Genomic DNA, 17,526 nt, shown 5'->3' with positions numbered 1-17,526 from the left:
GTAGACAAGCAAGCACCAAAGATGGCGCGACATTGACGGCCGCACTAAATTGCTATTCGATACGAGATGTACACATCGGACACCAAGAGTTACCCTATTACGCCACGGGTTTCTAAGTGAACCCACGAGAGAATATCGGGGTTCTGCGTGAATGGCAATAGGTATATCTCTTATTTTTTGGCCGAACGTCTGCCTTTTGGGGACGCTCGAATTGATTTGATGCGGTAGCAGCCCTGCTGTCAGGGCGAAATCAGGTGGACGTGGGCGAGCGATTCGGGCGTGATCTGGAGGGTCTCGACGTGCCCGTCGGCGAAGACGACGTTCATCCGCCGGTTGTGGCGGAGCAGGTCGAAGTTCTCCGAGGAACTGGCCCGTGGGGTGTTGTTCAGGGCATCGGTCAGGGTGGCGGTACCGACGCCGTTGAGGCTTGGGGTCCAGGTCATCCAACCGAAGGGCATCAAGGGGTCGGCGATCGTCGTGCGTGGAACGCCGTCGGTGAAAAGGACGGTCTCCGGCGGGCGGGTGATACGGGCCAGCTTCCCGGACAGTCGGTTGCGAGCGAACGCCGGATTGTAGTGATGCCCGAAGACGCCTTCGTTGATGACGTAATCGGAATTGGTCGCCCAGGCGATGAAGGTTTGCCTGTCGGTGGCTACGAGCATCATGGTCGCCTGACCCTCGACGGTATTGTCGCCGGGGGCGGTGCCGACGGTCGCTTTGTCGTAGGAATTCGTGTCCGGGCAGGTGAAGTGCCGCCAGGCACCGTCCTTGGCATTTAACGCCTGGTCCAGCGCGTTCCAGTCGTTGCGCGGGAGGTCGGCAACACCCAGATGTGGGGCGAGCGCGGCGATGAACGGGACGAGGGTTAGGATGTTGAGGCTCGGAATTTTGGCATAGCTGTAGTGCCGGACGCTGTCGTCGCCGAGGGCGCTGGGGAGGACATAGACCGACGACGTGTCCTGCACGGTGATTCGTCCGGCCAGTGGAAGGTATCCGCCCCGCTCGGCCGCATTGGCCAGCGTCGCCTGCCCGATGCTTCGCAGATTCGCACAGCACTGGACGACACGCGCCTGCTTTCGGATGCCGCTGGAAACAGAAAGCACAATGGAGATCAGTACCGCGATGATGCCCGTAACGACGAGCAATTCGACAAGTGTGAACGCCGAGCTGGGTCGAGGCCTGCGAATTAGGCACCTTCGGGCAGGGATGTGGGTCGCGTCCCGAATTATAACCATAAAGGGCTGCAACACCTAGAACTTTCGAGGGATTGGCGTAGGCGGATGTGGTCCGGTGGCGGCATGGATACGCGACCGCCATGACTTTGCAGAGCGGATCAACGCAGGCCATACTGTTCAGGTCGTATTGCCGTTTCGTAAGGATTTCGAATGGAGTCGGACATTGCTTACCCAGACACCCGTCGATGAATTTCGTCGCGATCCCGCTTCCGGTGTCTGGATGCGTCCCGGCCATGAGGCGTTCAGCTATTCCGAAGGTCAGAAGGTCGAACGGAAAACCCTCGACCTGCTCGGCGCGACTACGGACCGCAGCCAGTTTTCGCAGGAACTCCTCCGGCATATCGCCTCCTGGCCGACGCTCTATCACTTCTCCCCCGCCCGGCACAACCTGCTTCGCCACCTGACGATCGGCCGGGAGCATTCGGTGCTGGAATTGGGTGCCGGCTGCGGCGCGATCACCCGGCAGCTCGGTGAGGCCGCCGGCGACGTCTGGGCGATCGAAGGCGGCCCGATCCGCGCCGCCTGTGCCGCCGCCCGAACCGCCGACCTGCCCAACGTCCGCGTCTTCTGCAGCGACTTCCAGGCGATCGACACCGGCCGGAAATTCGACATCGTCACGCTCATCGGCGTGCTCGAATACTCTCCCGTCTTCTTCAAGACGCCCGACCCGTTCCTCGACTGCCTCCGCCTTGCCAAATCCTTTCTCAAGCCCGGCGGTGTGCTTCTGCTGGCGATCGAGAACCAGCTCGGCCTGAAGTACTTCTGTGGCAGCCCGGAGGACCACACCGGCAGGCCCTTCGACGGCGTCCAGGACCTCTACAAACCTGCGGGCGTCAAGACTGTCGGTAAGGCCGAGTTGTCCCGGTACCTTGCCGCGTCCGGCTTCCCCGCCATGGAGTTCCACTATCCGTTCCCGGACTACAAGCTGCCGAGCTGGGTGCTGACCGATCGTGCCCTCCACACACCCGACTTTGACCCAGCCGCCATCCTTCGGCTCATCGAAACCACCCACGAAGGCCGTCGTCTCGCCCTGCCCGCTGACGAACGCAAAGTGCGATCCGTGCTCCACCGCAACGGCCTGCTCGCCGACCTGGCCAACTCCTTTCTCGTCATCGCCGCCGAGGAAACCCCGCGACTCTCGCCCCCGGAACTGCTCGCCGCCGGCTACGTCACCGATCGACAGCCTTGGTTCAATACCCGCACGGCGATGGTCCTGGGCGACGGCGGACAGATCCTCGTCCGCAAGTCCCGGCTGATCGACGTCCAACCGCCTGCCGGCACCAAGCTCACGAATGTCGTCGGAACGGAGGCCTACCGCACCGGTCCGCAACTCGAACATCTCGTTGTCGACCTCCTCCAGCGTGGCGACTTCGACGGTGCGATCGCGCACCTGCGGTCCTGGATCGATCACCTTCTCAAAGTCGGCGTGGTCGCGATTGACCCAACCGATAAGTACCAGTCCCTCCTCAAGCCCGACTTCTTCGACTGCACGCCGCCCAACCTGATCATCAACGGCGTCGGCTTGAAACAGATCGACACCGAATGGCACTACGCCGGTGCGATGCCGGTACGAACACTGGCGCTGCGCTACCTGAAAATGCTGGCGTCGCGCGAGCAGGCCATCTTCCGGAAACATCTCGCGGGCAAGACGCCAGCGGCGATCCAGTTGCTTAACAAACTCGGTATCGATTTCACCCGCGAACAGTACAGCCAGGCGTCGGAACTGCTGCACGAGCTCAACGCATCGATCGTCGCCCCCCATCGCGGCCGACTGCCAGACCACAAAAAGAAGCGACGGCGATCGCTTCTGTCTCGTCTGCTACGGCGGAAAAAAGAATGATTTCGCCTGGCACCTCCCGCGTCGTCCTTCGGAAAGCCTTGGGATGACAACCTGACGACTTCTTCGTGCAATGTCACGCCCCCGCGGAAAGTCTTGACGACCGATGGCAAGGTTCTCCTGTTGCTCACACGCCACCTTTGCTTACCTTTGTCGGCGGCGCAGGCGAATGGATCGCCCCCGCCGTGAAACATGGAGGTTTGCCACCGCATGAGCAAGGTCCGCTCCTACGCGTTCGTCTTCGTCTGCCAGGCCGGCGTGCTGGAGAACAAGGCTTTGCTGCTGGCGGCGTCGCTCAAGCGTTTCCTGCGCTGCGAGCATGAACTGATCGCCGCCGTCCCGTCCCCCGCCGCCCGCTGGGGCACCCTCGCCGCCGACACCACCGCCCTGCTGCACGACCTCGGCTGCCGCATCGAGCCGATCACCAACCTCGTCGCCGACGACTACCCCATCGGCAACAAGATCTCCTGCATGCTCCTCAAGACGACGATGGACCGGCTCGTCTTCATCGATTCCGACATCCTCCTGACCGGGCCCTTCGACGGCGATCCGGCGTTCGACTTTCCCGTTGCCGCCAAGGCCGTCGACCTCGCCAACCTCACCGAGTACCGCCAGTGGCGGCGGGCGTATGCGGCGATGAAACTCAAGCTCCCCGACGACCGCGTCGCATCGACCGTCTACGGCCAGCTCGTACACCCCTACTTCAATGCCGGCCTGATCGCCGCCGACCCCACCAGCGGTTTCGGCGACGCCTGGCTCGAATCCTGCCGCCGCATCGATGCCAAGTGGGGCGTCCGTCTGAAGCGGCCGCATCTCGATCAGATCGCGCTGCCCGTCGCGATCAAGAAACTGAAGCTTCCCTATGCCTGCCTCGACGAGCGCTACAACTACCCCGTCCACATCAAGGCCATCGACTACGCCCGGCCGCCGCTGTTCGCCCATTACCATTCGCCGCCGGTCCTTCGGCGGGAGCCGATGCTGGTCGACCTCGCCCGCGACCTCTGCAACGAACGGCCGGCCCTGAAGCAGCGCATCGAGGCCGACCCGGAATACGCCCCGCTGCTGACCAGTGGTGTTGGCGGTGCGGTCGTCGCGCCAGCCGCGGCCGGGACGGCTGCACTACAACCCAGTTCGCCCCACCGGACGCCGACCCCCGAACTCATCATCACCGGCTTCCCGCGGAGCGGCACCAGTTACCTCTGCAACCTCCTCCACCGCTACGAAAACTGCGTCGTCCTCAACGAGCCCGACGGCATCAGCCGGCCATTGCGCAAGGAACTCATTCCCTACGGCGTCGGCGCGTTCTACCGCGACCAGCGCCGCGAAATCCTCGAACGCCGGCCCATCCTCAACAAGCTCAAGGACGGCAAGGTCACCGACGAAACCATGGAAGCCAACGAGCAGACCCAGTATCTGCCGGCGGTGACCTCGCGCGACTTCGTCCTCGGCGTCAAAAGCCCGCTCGGCTTCCTGAGCCGCCTGCCCGCGATGCGCCGCGCCATGCCCGCGGCCAAGCTCATCGTCTGCATCCGCAACCCGTTCGATGTCATCGCCAGTTGGAAGACCACGTTCTCGCACCTCCTTTCCGCGGACGTGAAGAAGATGAGTCACGGCGGCTTGCGCGACCCGTTCCTTTCCGACCGCCAGCGCCGCGCCCTCGTTGACGTCGGCCAACTCAAAAATCCCGCCTGGCGTCGGGCGGCGTGGTGGCGCTACCTCGCCGACCAGATCCTCGACGCCGTCGCGATGTCCGGCGGCGCCAACGCCGGCAGCGCCGGCCTGATCGTCGTGCCGTACACCCAGGCGGTGACCGACCCGATGTCGGTGATGGGCCGGATCTTCGAAGGGTTCAACCCTGGCACGCTGAGAGAACCGATCGAACCCTCCACCGTCCGCGCCGGCAAGCGCGACGCCCTCGACGCCGAGGACCTTCAAGCGATCCGCGCCGTCTGCCTGCCGACGGCGGCGCTGCTGGGGGTCGCTCAGTAGGTCGTCCATCAACCCTCCCGATGCACGGGTCAGTTTCGAAGCAACGCAGACGCGTCACATCGCCGAACGATCCCGAGATCGCCTCCTGTCCCCTCCTCCGGTACTCCGGGGGAGGGCTAGGGTGGGGGTTGTGGCCAGGTCGCGCTCCCATGCGCTGCTCCGTTGCCGAACGAACCCAAGAATGAGGTCGAACGCCGAACATCGAACGTCGGACGCCGCGCGGTCTTCTGCCGAACGAACCCAAGAAGCTTCTGCCGAACGAACCCAAGGCGACACCTCCCCGCCGCCACACCGGCGACGCTCCCAGACGCCCGTTCCCAAAACAGACCACCCCGCGCGATCACATCGATCGCCCGAGTCCGTGAATCCGCCTGGAGCCAGTGCCCGGCCGAACGCCAAAACATCAGCACGCCCGCGACGACGAGCGCGCGGGAGGACGTTCCACAAGGCATTCCGATTCATAGCGCCCGGCCGACGATTCGCAGGCCGATCGCGTCTGATCCTCCCCGTCAAGGGCCGACAGACCTGAAGAACCTATCCGTGGAGTCCACACCAGCACCGCCGGATCACACCCGTCGGGTGGCGCACGGAGAGACGCAACCAGGCTCCCGCGGAACCTGGTAACGCCAGTATATAAGTACGGTATATGTTAAGTACGGGCGTGTGGATTACAAGTGGAATCCGCCCTCCCGCCCCAGGGTCGGTCCCCGAAGCCGGGTCGGCCCCCGCCGCCATGTCGCGGCGGTGAGGCATCACCACGGGCAGCAGAGCACCGCAGCCCATGGCACCCGAAAAACACGCCAGTGCCGAAAATCTGCGCTACACCCGACTCCCCCCATCACCTCAAAAACTGGCTTGACAGGGGGTCGCGCCTACCGGATTCTTTCCGGGTCAGGTCGACTAGGTGGGGCATTGACACGTCCCGATCTCACCAACTTGCTCTCGTGCTGGAGGCCTCACATGATTGCTCGTCGCATCACGTCATTGTTCTGCTTGACGGTCCTCAGCGTAGCAACTTTGCGCGGGCAGGTTGCGGTCGAGACGGTCCCCGACGACCTCGCGGCGGCGAAGGTCGCTCATCAGGAGAGCCGCAGTGCCGCCAAGACCGCACTCACGCAGGCGATGGATCGGCTCATCCGGACGGCTGCTGCGGCGGGAAACCTCGAAGAACTGAAGGTCCTCACCGCGCACAAGGATGCGTTCGTCACGGCTGGCATCCTGCCGAACCTTGCGACGCTCTCGGACGCCGTCGCGCAGTATTCACTGGCAATGCGAAAGGCCGACGGACAACTCGTCGGTGCGTACGAAACCGCTATCCAAGCCTACAACGACGCCAAGAAGTTTGACGCCGCGCTGAACCTCCGCAAGGAGCGCCAGCAACTGCTCAGCGGTCAGCCTGACGGCCCTAATGCCGATTCTCCCGAAGCGGTCGCGATGCTGCTCGATCGTGCGAAGTCCGACTATCGACGATCGGTCGATGAGTCGCGCACCGCGTACGTAACGGTCATCTCCACGAGGATCACCGCCATGACCGCCGCCGGCGATCTCAACGGCGTCAAGCGGCTGACGGACGCCAAGGCGGCCGCGGAGGCCGACAACACGCTTCCCGACGGCACCAACGACTCGCAGGTTCTGGGGGCGCGCAATCGGTATTCCGCCGCCGTTCAGCTGGCGAACCAGAAACTCACCTCCGCATACCGCGACGCCATCCGCAATTTCACTCGGCTGAAGTACCTTGATCGCGCCGAGGCGGTCCAGAAAGAGATGGAGGCGATCGGTCTCACCACCACCCGCGGGGACGGGGCGGCGCCGGCGTCGCCGGGCGTTTCGACGGATGTCTCCTCAAAGCTTTCGCGGACCCTGCCGGCGTTCCTGGCCGCGGTGGGAACCTTCGGCGCCGAGAAGGTGGGCATCCGCCCGGCGAAGGATTGCATCATCGCAACCCGGACCGCCGACTTCCTGTCGAAAGACTTCGTCTTCGACATGCACGTAGAGGTGCCCAAGAATGACGAGTGGGTTGTCGTCGGCATCGGCGACACGACCGAAAAGGGCTCGATTCGGGTCGTCATCCGCAACGACCACGGACACGGGCGTCAGGCATTTCTGACCCTGGGTGACACGTGGGGCAAGTCGTTCGGCAAGGTCCGCTCCGAAGAGCCCTATGTCGTTCGCTTCCAGCGCATCGGCGGACCGGTCACGGTCTCCGTCGGTGCGATCGAAAACGGCAAGTTCGTCCCGGAGATGACCCAGACGGTGAGCAACCCCCTCGTTGCCAACCCGAACGTGTCGGAAAAGCGGGCCAAACTCTACTTCTCCGGGCAGGTCGTGTTCACCGAAGTACGGCTGGCGACGGGCGTCGCCGCGGTCGGCGCCTCCGGTTTCGGCGGCGCGACGGTCCGCTCCCCCGATGCGCCAGTCAGGTTCCCCGAGCCCGGCGCCCCCAAAGCACAACCCGGAGCGAAAGATCCCGCCGAGGGGGCGTTCCTGCTGAACAACCCGAAACTCCCGCCGGACTTCATCGCGACCGGAACGTTCAGTGTCACCGCCGAAGGGATGTCGATTCCGGACGGCGGGACGAAGATTGTCACCAAGGCCGAGGACTACCTGTCGAAGGATTTCGTCCTGGATCTCTGGGTGAACGTGCCGAAAACCGAATGGGTGGTCGCCGGTCTGGGAGACATGACCAATGAAGGATCGCTGCGGGTCGTGATTCGCCCGAACGGCGACTCGCCAGCAGGCGTCGCCCTGACGCTGGGAGACGAGTGGGGCAAGTCGATCGGCTCGGTCCGTACGCCGGGGCCGCGTGTGATCCGATTGGAGCGGCACGGCAAGACAGTGACCGTGTCGGTCGGTGTCTTCACGAACGGCGCGTTCGAGCCGGAAGTGAGCCGAACGGTTCAGGACGTCAAAGCCGCCGTCGCGCAGTTGTCGGAACGGCGGGCGAAGCTGTTCTTCACCGGCAAGTCGGTGTGGACGAAAGTGCGGCTGGTGACGGGCGACGCGGCGAATGTCATCGCCCGGGTCGAGTCGCCAGCGACACCGAAGCCGGTGATCGTCGATACGACCGCGAAGCCGGCCCCGGAGCCCGCCCCGGCGAATCCGCCGGCCCAGGCGAATCCCACCACGCCTGCTGTGCCCGTCAAGCCGAACCCGCCGAAGCGCACCGAGATCACCGTTACCGCGAAGAACCTTCCGCGGAGTCCGGTGTCCACGGGTATTCAGCTGAAGGCGGGCGACAAGATCGTCTTCGAACCGAACCTGACGGACAAATGGAAGAGCGGGAAGGACGAGCCGTACGACTACCGAGGCCGTGTGGACCGGAATAAGGGCTTCATGGCGATGCACTGGCGGATCGGCAAGAGTGGAGGCCGGGTAACCGCAGGTGCAACGATCGCAGCGCCCGAGGATGGCGAGTTGCTCCTGTACTGTGAAGACGACAAGTCCGCCGACAACTCCGGCCAGATTCGGGTCGTGGTTGTGCTGCCGTGAGGGTAGTGTCTGCGGCCCTCCCCGTGTCGCACGTCCAACCCCGCGCCTTGCCGCGTTCGGCGCCATCAGCGCGACTGCCGCGTTCTCTGTGGTCGGCTGGATCTATCGCCCCTTTTCTTCCCCTCAAGGAATGCACCCCATGAGTCTCGCAGAAAACGGGAAACGTCGCCGTCGGCCATCCGGGATCTCGCCGGGTTACATGCGGGCGTTCTGGTCGCGGATCGAACCACTGGAAACGCGCCGTCTCTTCGCCGACATCGCGATCGCCGCAGGCGACGTCGCCGGTCTGGTGACGGCGATAGGCGTGGCAAACGCCAACGGCGAAGCCGATGTGATCTCTCTGGCGGCGGGCTCGACTTACACGTTCGCGACCGCGATCGATTCGAGCTTTGGGGCTTCGGCGCTGCCGGCGATCAGCAGCGAGATCCGAATCGAGGGTAACGGCGCTACGCTGAAGCGTGACTCCACCGTCGCAAGCCTGCGCCTGGCTCGCATCGTCGCCGGCGGTGACCTGTCGCTGGCGAATCTCACGTTGCGGGACTTTCGAATCGTCGGCGGCGACGGCGCAACCTTCCAGGAGACCGCCAGCGAAGCCGGAGGCGGCGGCGGCGCGGGCATGGGCGGCGTCTTCTTCAATGAGGGGACGCTGAAGATCGTCGGCAGCACGCTGACCGCCAACGCCGCGGTCGGCGGCAAGGGCGGGGACGGCGGCATCATCCAGCTCGCTCCGACGCCATCGGGCGGCGGAGGGGGCGGCGGCATCGGCGGTAACGGCGGCGCGGGCGCGCTGGGCGGCGGCGGCGGTGGCAGCATTGGCGCAGGCGGCAACGCCACCGACGGCAACGGCGCGCCCGGCGGCTCCGGAGGCTCCGGCGGCCAGCCCGGCGACAACGCCGCCTCTACATCCGACCTCGGCGGCGCTGCGCCCGGGGCGGGCGGCGGCGGTGGCGCGGCCTCGGCGCCCGGCGGCGCGGGTGGACACGGCGGTGGTGGCGGCGGCGGTGGCGCCAACGGCCACGGCGGCGCCGGCGGCTTCGGCGGCGGTGGTGGCGCCGGCGGAACACTCGGCACCGGCGGCATCGGAGGATTCGGCGGCGGCGGTGGTGGTGGCGGCGACGGCGCGCTCGGTGCCGACGGTGGCTTCGAAGCCGGCGCTGGCAGCCACGGCCTCATCGAAGACATCGATCGACCCGGCGGCGGCGCAGGAGGCGGCGGCGCGGGCTTCGGCGGCGCGATCTTCAATAACGAAGGCACCGTCACCATCGTCAACAGCACCTTCACCGCAAACGCCGCGCAAGGCGGTGCCGGTGGAACCGCGGCCAACGGCGACGACCAGCAGGACAAGGCGTCGCCGGGGTCGGGGATCGGCGGCGCGATCTTCAGCCGCAACGGGTCCCTGACCATTGCCAACAGCACGCTGTCGGCCAATACCGTCTCGGTGAATCGCGGCCGCAACCTCTACGTCCTCAGCGACGGCGCGGGCAAGACGGCTTCGGCCAGGCTCACCAACTCGATCGTCGGCCAGCAGGACAACAGCATCACCGACGTCGACGCGCTCGACTACAACGAGGGCAACGTGCCCACTTTCGCCGGCAGCGCCAACAACCTGATCCGCAGGACCGACCTCGTCGGGCTCGGCGTCCTGGGCAGCGGAGATCCGAAACTCGGTCCGCTTCTGATCCAGGGCGGCCCGACCGCTACGATGGCGCTGCTGTCGGGGAGCCCGGCACTGAACGCCGGGAACAATTCGCTGATCCCCGGCGGCACGACCAACGACCAGCGCGGCGCGGGCTTCCCGCGCATCGTCGGAGCGCAGGTCGATGTCGGCGCGTTCGAGGCGGCCGCGGCCTCCACGCCGAAGGTTTCGATTGCCGACGTTTCGCTGGCCGAGGGGAATGCGGGATTGAAGTCGTTCACGTTCACGCTGACCCGCTCGTCCGGCACCGGGTCGGCCTCCGTCAACTGGGCGACCGCCGACGGCGCAACGCCCGGAGCGATCGCCAACGCCGGCTTCGATTACCAGGCCGCCGGCGGCACGGTTCACTTCGCCGCCGGGCAGTTGACGCGGACGGTGACGGTCAAGGTCATCGGCGACACGAATATTGAAAGCGATCAGCGCTTTGTCGTGAACCTGTCGAACCCGACAAACTTGGTCATCGACGATGGCAGGGGCACCGGCACGATTCTGAACGACGACGTCCCCCCGCCGACACTGTCGATCAGCGACGCGAGCGTCACCGAGGGAAACAGCGGTTCGAAGACGGTTCAGTTCACCATCTCGCTGGACCGGAAGATCAATCAGCCGGTGACATTCAAGTACGCCACGGCTCCCGGCAGCGCAGCCGCGGGAATTGACTTCGTCGCCAAGGCCGGGACCGTGACCATTCCCACGTTCGCGAAATCCGTGATCGTGACCGTCGCGGTCAACGGCGACCTGCTCGTCGAACCGAGCGAGACGTTCTCTGTAAACCTCAGCGCGTTGACGGTGGCGGTCATCGGCGACGGCAACGGCGTCGGCACGATCGTGAACGACGACACGCCGGCGATCCGCATCAGCAATGCCCCGAGCGTGATCGAGGGCAACAGCGGGACAAGGCTGATGAACTTCACCGTGACGCTTGATCGCGCTTCCAACACGGCAGTCAGCGTGAAGTTCGCGACCGCCGACGGGACGGCCACGACCGCGCTCAACGACTACCAGGCGACGAGCGGGACCATCACCTTCGCCGCCGGACAGACGAGCAGGACGATCTCGGTGGTGATCAACGGCGACACGATCAAGGGCGTGAACGAGACGGTGTTCGTGAATCTTACCAGTCCGATCGGCGCGATCATCGACGACGGGCAAGGCGTGGGGACGATCATGAATGATGATTGACCGACTGGTTAGCAACCAGAGCCGGACATCGCACTTCTGGCGAAGAAAGGGGGGACATACCTCTCGTTGATTCGCTTTCCGTCTTCCCTCCGCGCCGCTCTCGTCACTCCCGGCCATTGGTCGGTGGCGGGAGCTTGGCGCTGTAGTGCACCGCGCGGTGGCGGTTGTCGTCGAACGCGAAGTGCAGCCAGCGCTTGTCGCTGCTTACGAAGCCGTCGGGGTAGTTCATGCGGCCCTTGGGGCCGTCGCAGCTTTCGGCCTGCAGTACGCGCTGGTAGGGCCAGGTTTTCATGCCGTCGAAGCTGATCCATAGCGCCATGGGGCTGCGGAACTTGGGGTTAGGGTTGTGCAGGATCGCGACGGTGTCGCCGCCCAGGCCGTAGAGCGTTGCCTTGGAGCCGGGGTTGGGGATGTCGGTTTTCGTCGCGGCGGCCGGCCAGGTGCGGCCGCCGTCTTTGCTCTCGGCATAGTAGAGGACGCCGCCGAGGCGGTCGGCGCGAATGATCATGGCGATGCGGTTGTCGGCGAGTTCGACGATGTTGTTTTCGGCCCATCCGTGGTAGCGGTCGTCGTCGGTGATGCGGATGTCGCCGTGCTCGGTCCAGGTTTTGCCCCCGTCGCTGCTCATCAGCACGCCGTTGCGGGGATTGCTGACGTAATGGCGGAGGGCCTGGTGCCAGGGCTTCTCCTCGGCAGGCGGCGGCGGGACGTTGGGGCCGGGGCCGAGGTAGTGCTGGAAGGGAAGCAGGATTCGGCCGTCGCGGGTGGTGATGTGATTGCGGATGAAGGTGAAGTTGGCAAGCCGGCCGGGGAGGGGCTCGGGCCTGCCCCAGGTCTTGCAGTTGTCGTCGGAGTGCATGAGCCAGCTTTGCCAGTCGCGGCCCCAGGTCTGGGAATGAGTGGAGAAATAGAGGGTGGCACGGCTGCCACGGACGAGCAGTTCGGTGGGCCCCTGCCCCGCCGTCCTGCCCTGGCGCGGCATGCCGATGTCGACCGGCTGGAGCGGCGACCAGGTTTTGCCTTCGTCGGTGCTGCGGGTCAGGCCGATGTAGTTTTTCGGCGAGGGTTCGAAGTCGTCGCCGGCCAGCATGAACAGCGCCCAGGAGCCGTCGGGCAACTGCCGGAGCGTGGTGTCGCAGACGAGCTTGTCGGGCGTTTTGCCGTCGTAAGCGATGGAGGTGCGGTCGCTCCTGGCGTCGTCGGTCGCCTGCTGCTTCCAGTCGGGTGCGGCGGCGATTGTGGCGGGCACCGCGGCGCAGAGGAACAGGATCGCGACGGTCAGGCGGGCGCATTGGTTCATGCCTGCAGTACCCCTACGGGGGCCCCGCCGTTCGCGCGGGTGTGAAACGGCGCAACGAAAAGCCCCGGAGTGCGATCAGCACTCCGGGGCGATGGGTTGTCAGGCGTCAGTTCGCGGAGCGATCGATCAGCCTTGCGGCCTGAACGCGGGGTTGGACATCATCATGTCGCGCGGGCTGCGGGGCAGGCCGGCGGCGCTGAAGCTGCCTGTGGTCGCGGTCGGGGTGGGCTCGGGCTCGGGCATCTCCGGCGGCTCGGCCAGGTGGATGAGCTTCAGGTTCAGGTGCGGGTTGAACGCCGTACCGGCCGGGATCAGGTGGCCGAGAATGACGTTCTCCTTCAGGCCCAGCAGGCTGTCCACCGCGCCGGCGAGAGCCGCCTCGGTGAGCACCTTGGTGGTTTCCTGGAACGACGCGGCAGAGATGAACGACTCGCTCTGCAGCGACGCCTTGGTGATACCCAGCAGGAGTGTCTTGCCGCGGGCCGGACGGGGCTTCTTGGCCTTGGCCGGTTCCTTGCCGTTGGCTTCGGCGCCTTCGTTGGCGTCCTTGAACTCGGCCTTGGTGACGACGTCGCCTTCCTTGAAGTCGGTGCCGCCGGGTTCGACGACGCGGACGCTCTGGGCGACCATGTCGTTGGCCTGACGGAACTTGAACTTGTCGACCACTTCGCCGGGCAGCATCTTGGTGTCACCCGGATCGTCTACCTTCACCTTGCGGAGCATCTGGTTGAGCGTGATTTCAATGTGCTTGTCATTGATCTTCACGCCCTGCGAACGGTACACGTTCTGGACTTCGGTCAGCAGGTAGACGTGCAGCGACTCTTCGCCCTTGATGCGAAGAATGTCGTGCGGAATGATCGGCCCGCGGATGAGCGGGTCGCCGGCTTCGACGTAGTCGCCGGCGTGGACCTGGAGTTCCTTGTCCTTGGGGACGTGGTGCTCCTTTTCCATGCCGGACTCGTTCTTGACGTTGATGGTGACCTTGCCGCGGCGCTTGTCGTCGCGGAGTTCGACCACGCCGGAGATCTCGGCGAGCACGGCGGGGTCCTTCGGCTTGCGAGCCTCGAAGATTTCCGTGACACGCGGCAGACCGCCGGTGATGTCCATCGTGCCGGCCGATTCCTTCGGCTGGCGGGCGAGGAGGTGACCGGCCTCGATCTTCTGGCCGTTGGTGACTTCGATACGCGCCTTTGCGGGCAGGTAATGGAAGTCGAGGATCTTGCCGTCTGCGCCTTCGATGGTGATACGCGGGTGGCGTTCGCCCTTGTGCTCGATGACGACGAGCTTGGCGGCACCGGTGCTGGTCGAGCCCTTACGCTCTTCTTCCAGCCGGGCGGTTTCGCCTTCTTCGATGTCTTCGTAGCGGACGATACCGCCCTTCTCGGCCAGGATGGGCGTGATGTGCGGATCCCACACCACGAGCTGGTCGCGGGCTTTGACCTTTTCGCCGTCCTTGGCGATGACAGTTGCGCCGTAGGGGACCTTGAACTTCTCGAGTTCCCGGCCCTTGGCGTCGAGCACCACGATTTCGCCGTTACGCTTCAGAGCGACGTTGCGGATGGCTCCGGTTTCGTCGTCCTTCACGGGGACGGCCGCGATATCGCGGTGAGAGACGATACCGCCGTTGGTCGTCTTGATGTCGTTCTCGATGTAGCTCGACTGGGCCGCACCACCGGTGTGGAACGTACGCATGGTGAGCTGAGTGCCCGGTTCGCCGATGGACTGAGCGGCGATGATGCCGACCGCCAGGCCTTCTTCGACGAGCTGGTTGGTGCTCATGTCCACGCCGTAGCAGCGGGCGCAGACGCCGCGGGTCGCTTCGCAGGTCAGCGGCGAGCGGACGCGGATGCTGTCGAGCTTGAGGTCCTTGATCTTGTCGGCGATTTCGCCGGTGATCAGCTGGTTTTCCGAGACGATCGTCTCGTCGGTGATCGGGTTGCGGATGGTATCCCGGGCGGTACGGCCGACGATCAGCTCCTTCAGCTCCACTTCGACCGTTTCACCCTTATAGATGGTGGTCTTGGTGATGCCGTTGAGCGTTTCGCAATCGATCTGGTTGATGATGACGTTCTGGCCGACGTCGGCGAGCTTACGGGTAAGGTAACCCGAGTCGGCGGTCTTGAGTGCGGTATCGGCCAGGCCCTTACGCGCGCCGTGGGTGGACGAGAAGTACTCGAGCACCGACAGGCCTTCGCGGAAGTTAGACTTGATCGGGGTTTCGATGATTTCGCCGGACGGCTTGGCCATCAGGCCGCGCATGCCGCCGAGCTGACGCATCTGGTCGACCGAGCCTCGGGCCTTGCTCGTTGCCATCATGTTGATGGGGTTGAGGTACTTGGGCCGGTGGGCCTTCATCGCCTCTTCCTTGCCCATCGGCTTGCCGCTGTCATCGCGGTAGTCGTTGGCGAGCGCATCCATGAGGTCGTCGGTGACCTGCTTGCGGGCGTGGCCCCACAGGTCGATGAGCTGGGCGTACCGCTCCTGATCGGTGATGGCGCCCATGCGGAAGTTCTTTTCGATCTTGTCGGCCTTCTTCTGGCCTTCGTCCAGAATCGTCTGCTTCGAGTCTGGCGTACGGATGTCGGTGATGCCGAACGACAGCGCGGCGAGCGTGCTGCGCTTGAAGCCCAGGGCCTTCATGTTGTCCAGCAGCGAAATGGTCGCCGGACGGCCGAGACGCTCGTAGCAGTCGGCGATGACGCGGCTCTGGCCGGCGCTGGTCAGGGCGACGTTGTAGAACGGCATGTCCGCCGGCAGCACGTCGTTGAAGATGCAGCGGCCGACCGTCGTCAGGATGACGTTGCTCTTGAAGTGGGCGGGCTTGGGCTTGGCGACGTAGTTCACGTCGCGACGCTTGCGCTCGACTTCCAGCGCCTTCCATGCTTCGTCGATGATCGACACCGGCGACGCCTTTTCCGACGCTACGACCGACTTGCGGTTGTTCAGGCGGACGAAGATCCGCGTATGCATGTTGATCTTGCCCAGTTCCTTGGCCAGCATCGCTTCCTGCGGGCTGTTGAAAAGGGAGAACTCGCCCTTGTCGAAATCACGCTCGGCCGTGATGTAGTAGATACCGAGCACGATATCCTGCGACGGCGAGATGATCGGGCTGCCGTTGGCGGGCGAGAAGATGTTGTTCGGCGCCAGCATCAGCACGTGCGTTTCGATCTGCGCTTCGATCGACAGCGGCAGGTGGACGGCCATCTGGTCGCCATCGAAGTCGGCGTTGAAGCCTTTGCAGACCAGCGGGTGGATCTTGATGGCGTTGCCTTCGACGAGCACCGGCTCGAACGCCTGGATGCCCATACGATGCAGCGTGGGTGCCCGGTTCAGCATGACCGGGTGCTGGTAAATCACTTCTTCAAGGATGTCCCAGACTTCGGGGTCACGCCGCTCGAGCATCTTCTTGGCCGACTTGATCGTGTCGGCAAGTCCGTGCTCCTTGAGCTTGCGGATGATGAACGGCTGGTAGAGCTCCAGCGCGATCTTCTTGGGAAGGCCGCACTGGTGGAGCTTCAGCTCCGGGCCGACCACGATGACCGAACGGGCCGAGTAGTCGACGCGCTTGCCGAGCAGGTTTTCGCGGAAGCGACCCTGCTTGCCCTTGATCATGTCGGTCAGCGACTTGAGCGGGCGGTTGGACGAGCCGAGCACCGGACGACGGCAACGGCCGTTGTCGAACAGCGCATCGACGGCCTGCTGCAGCATGCGCTTTTCGTTGCGAATGATGACTTCAGGCGCGTTAAGGTCGACCAGCTTCTTGAGCCGGTTGTTGCGGTTGATGATGCGGCGGTACAGGTCGTTCAGATCGCTCGTCGCGAAGTTGCCGCTTTCGAGCAGAACCAGCGGACGCAGGTCCGGCGGGATGACCGGAATGACGTCCATGACCATCCACTCGCTCTTGTTCTCGGAGCCACGGATGGCTTCGATCATCTTGAGACGCTTGGTCAGGTCCTTGATCTTCTGCTTGCTGTTGGTCTTTTCGATGTCGGCGCGAACCTTGGCCTGCTCGGCGTCGAGGTTCTGCATACCGAGCAGCTTCTTGACCGCTTCAGCGCCCATCTCGGCCTGGAAGCGGTGCTGGTACTTCTCGTACGCGGCGCGGTACTCGTCTTCGGTCAGGATCTGCTTCTTCTTCAACGGCGATTCACCGGGGTCGGTGACGACGTAGTCCTGGAAGTAGATGACCTTTTCGAGGTCGCTGGTCTTCATGTCCAGCAGCGCGCCCAGGCGGCTGGGGAGGGCTTTGAAGAACCAGATGTGCACGATGGGGGCGGCCAGATTGATATGGCCCATGCGCTTACGGCGGACGCGCGAGTGCGTCACCTTCACGCCGCAGCGGTCACAGATGATGCCCTTGTACTTCGTGCCCTTGTACTTGCCGCAGGAGCATTCCCAGTCCCGTTCGGGACCGAAGATGCGCTCGCAGAAAAGGCCGTCCTTTTCCGCGCGGTAGGTGCGGTAGTTGATGGTCTCGGGCTTCTTCACTTCGCCGAAGGACCACGAACGGATGTCGTTCGGGCTGGCGAGCTGGATCTTGACCGAGCCGTAGTCGTTAATGCGATCGTAGACGCTTTCAGCCATGATCGTCTTCTTCTTTCGTGTCAGCACGGACTTGCTTGTCCGTGATTGGTTTCACTTCAAATCCGCGAATGTCGTTGTTCCGACGAGAACGTTTAGAGACGGCTGCCGAGACAATCACCGTGCCCACTACCAAGGCCCCTATGAGGCACACCCAAGGAAGGAAAAACCAAAGGATGTGCTCAAAATAAGGGCCGCTGGCAGTCGTCGTCATTCA

Annotated in this window: 8 protein-coding genes; 4 read left to right on the top strand and 4 right to left on the bottom strand. The window is 64.3% G+C overall.

Annotation, left to right across the window (positions count from 1 at the left end; all coding sequences use genetic code 11):
• Nucleotides 1–239: 239 nt before the first annotated feature.
• Nucleotides 240–1,235 carry a prepilin-type N-terminal cleavage/methylation domain-containing protein gene (locus tag IPV69_RS23960; RefSeq protein ID WP_261361980.1) on the bottom strand — a complete coding sequence of 332 codons (996 nt, stop codon included), beginning with the start codon at nucleotides 1,233–1,235 and terminating at the stop codon, nucleotides 240–242.
• A 220-nt stretch (nucleotides 1,236–1,455) separates the two neighbouring features.
• Between IPV69_RS23960 and IPV69_RS23955 the strand changes: the two genes are divergently transcribed.
• The 4 genes from IPV69_RS23955 to IPV69_RS27640 all read left to right on the top strand — a co-directional run bounded on the left by IPV69_RS23955 (nucleotide 1,456) and on the right by IPV69_RS27640 (nucleotide 11,428).
• Entirely contained in the window at nucleotides 1,456–3,075 is a 1,620-nt protein-coding gene (locus IPV69_RS23955) for a class I SAM-dependent methyltransferase (protein WP_206292253.1), read from the top strand.
• 207 nt (nucleotides 3,076–3,282) lie between these two features.
• Nucleotides 3,283–5,061, top strand: coding sequence for a sulfotransferase (locus tag IPV69_RS23950; RefSeq protein ID WP_206292252.1), 1,779 nt, complete (start codon nucleotides 3,283–3,285; stop codon nucleotides 5,059–5,061).
• A gap of 960 nt (nucleotides 5,062–6,021) precedes the next feature.
• On the top strand, nucleotides 6,022–8,550 hold the full coding sequence (locus IPV69_RS23945; protein WP_206292251.1) for a hypothetical protein: 2,529 nt from the start codon (nucleotides 6,022–6,024) through the stop codon (nucleotides 8,548–8,550).
• Between the two features lie 139 nt (nucleotides 8,551–8,689).
• Nucleotides 8,690–11,428: a Calx-beta domain-containing protein gene (locus tag IPV69_RS27640; RefSeq protein ID WP_206292250.1), complete on the top strand. Its 2,739-nt coding sequence runs from the start codon at nucleotides 8,690–8,692 to the stop codon at nucleotides 11,426–11,428.
• A 103-nt stretch (nucleotides 11,429–11,531) separates the two neighbouring features.
• Here the strand turns inward: IPV69_RS27640 and IPV69_RS23935 are convergent, their stop codons facing one another.
• The 3 genes from IPV69_RS23935 to IPV69_RS23925 all read right to left on the bottom strand — a co-directional run bounded on the left by IPV69_RS23935 (nucleotide 11,532) and on the right by IPV69_RS23925 (nucleotide 17,523).
• Nucleotides 11,532–12,728 (bottom strand): sialidase family protein, encoded by a 1,197-nt coding sequence (locus IPV69_RS23935; protein WP_206292249.1) that lies wholly within the window; start codon nucleotides 12,726–12,728, stop codon nucleotides 11,532–11,534.
• 126 nt (nucleotides 12,729–12,854) lie between these two features.
• On the bottom strand, nucleotides 12,855–17,312 hold the full coding sequence (rpoC, locus tag IPV69_RS23930) for a DNA-directed RNA polymerase subunit beta' (RefSeq protein WP_206292248.1): 4,458 nt from the start codon (nucleotides 17,310–17,312) through the stop codon (nucleotides 12,855–12,857).
• Nucleotides 17,305–17,523: a hypothetical protein gene (locus IPV69_RS23925; protein WP_206292247.1), complete on the bottom strand. Its 219-nt coding sequence runs from the start codon at nucleotides 17,521–17,523 to the stop codon at nucleotides 17,305–17,307. The genes rpoC and IPV69_RS23925 overlap by 8 nt, the downstream gene beginning before the upstream one ends.
• Nucleotides 17,524–17,526: the final 3 nt, after the last annotated feature.

The organism is Humisphaera borealis (assembly GCF_015169395.1).
GTDB classification, from domain to species: domain Bacteria; phylum Planctomycetota; class Phycisphaerae; order Tepidisphaerales; family Tepidisphaeraceae; genus Humisphaera; species Humisphaera borealis.
The sequence above is the reverse complement of the archived record's forward strand: the minus strand, read 5'-3'. Positions and strand labels throughout refer to the sequence as shown.

Bases quoted from the DNA above. Each gene is read 5' to 3' on its own strand.
- IPV69_RS23935 (WP_206292249.1), bottom strand. From the start codon at position 12,728: ATGAACCAATGCGCCCGCCTGACCGTCGCGATCCTGTTCCTCTGCGCC.
- IPV69_RS23925 (WP_206292247.1), bottom strand. From the start codon at position 17,523: ATGACGACGACTGCCAGCGGCCCTTATTTTGAGCACATCCTTTGGTTT.
- IPV69_RS23945 (WP_206292251.1), top strand. From the start codon at position 6,022: ATGATTGCTCGTCGCATCACGTCATTGTTCTGCTTGACGGTCCTCAGC.
- rpoC (WP_206292248.1), bottom strand. From the start codon at position 17,312: ATGGCTGAAAGCGTCTACGATCGCATTAACGACTACGGCTCGGTCAAG.
- IPV69_RS23950 (WP_206292252.1), top strand. From the start codon at position 3,283: ATGAGCAAGGTCCGCTCCTACGCGTTCGTCTTCGTCTGCCAGGCCGGC.
- IPV69_RS23955 (WP_206292253.1), top strand. From the start codon at position 1,456: ATGCGTCCCGGCCATGAGGCGTTCAGCTATTCCGAAGGTCAGAAGGTC.
- IPV69_RS23960 (WP_261361980.1), bottom strand. From the start codon at position 1,235: ATGGTTATAATTCGGGACGCGACCCACATCCCTGCCCGAAGGTGCCTA.
- IPV69_RS27640 (WP_206292250.1), top strand. From the start codon at position 8,690: ATGAGTCTCGCAGAAAACGGGAAACGTCGCCGTCGGCCATCCGGGATC.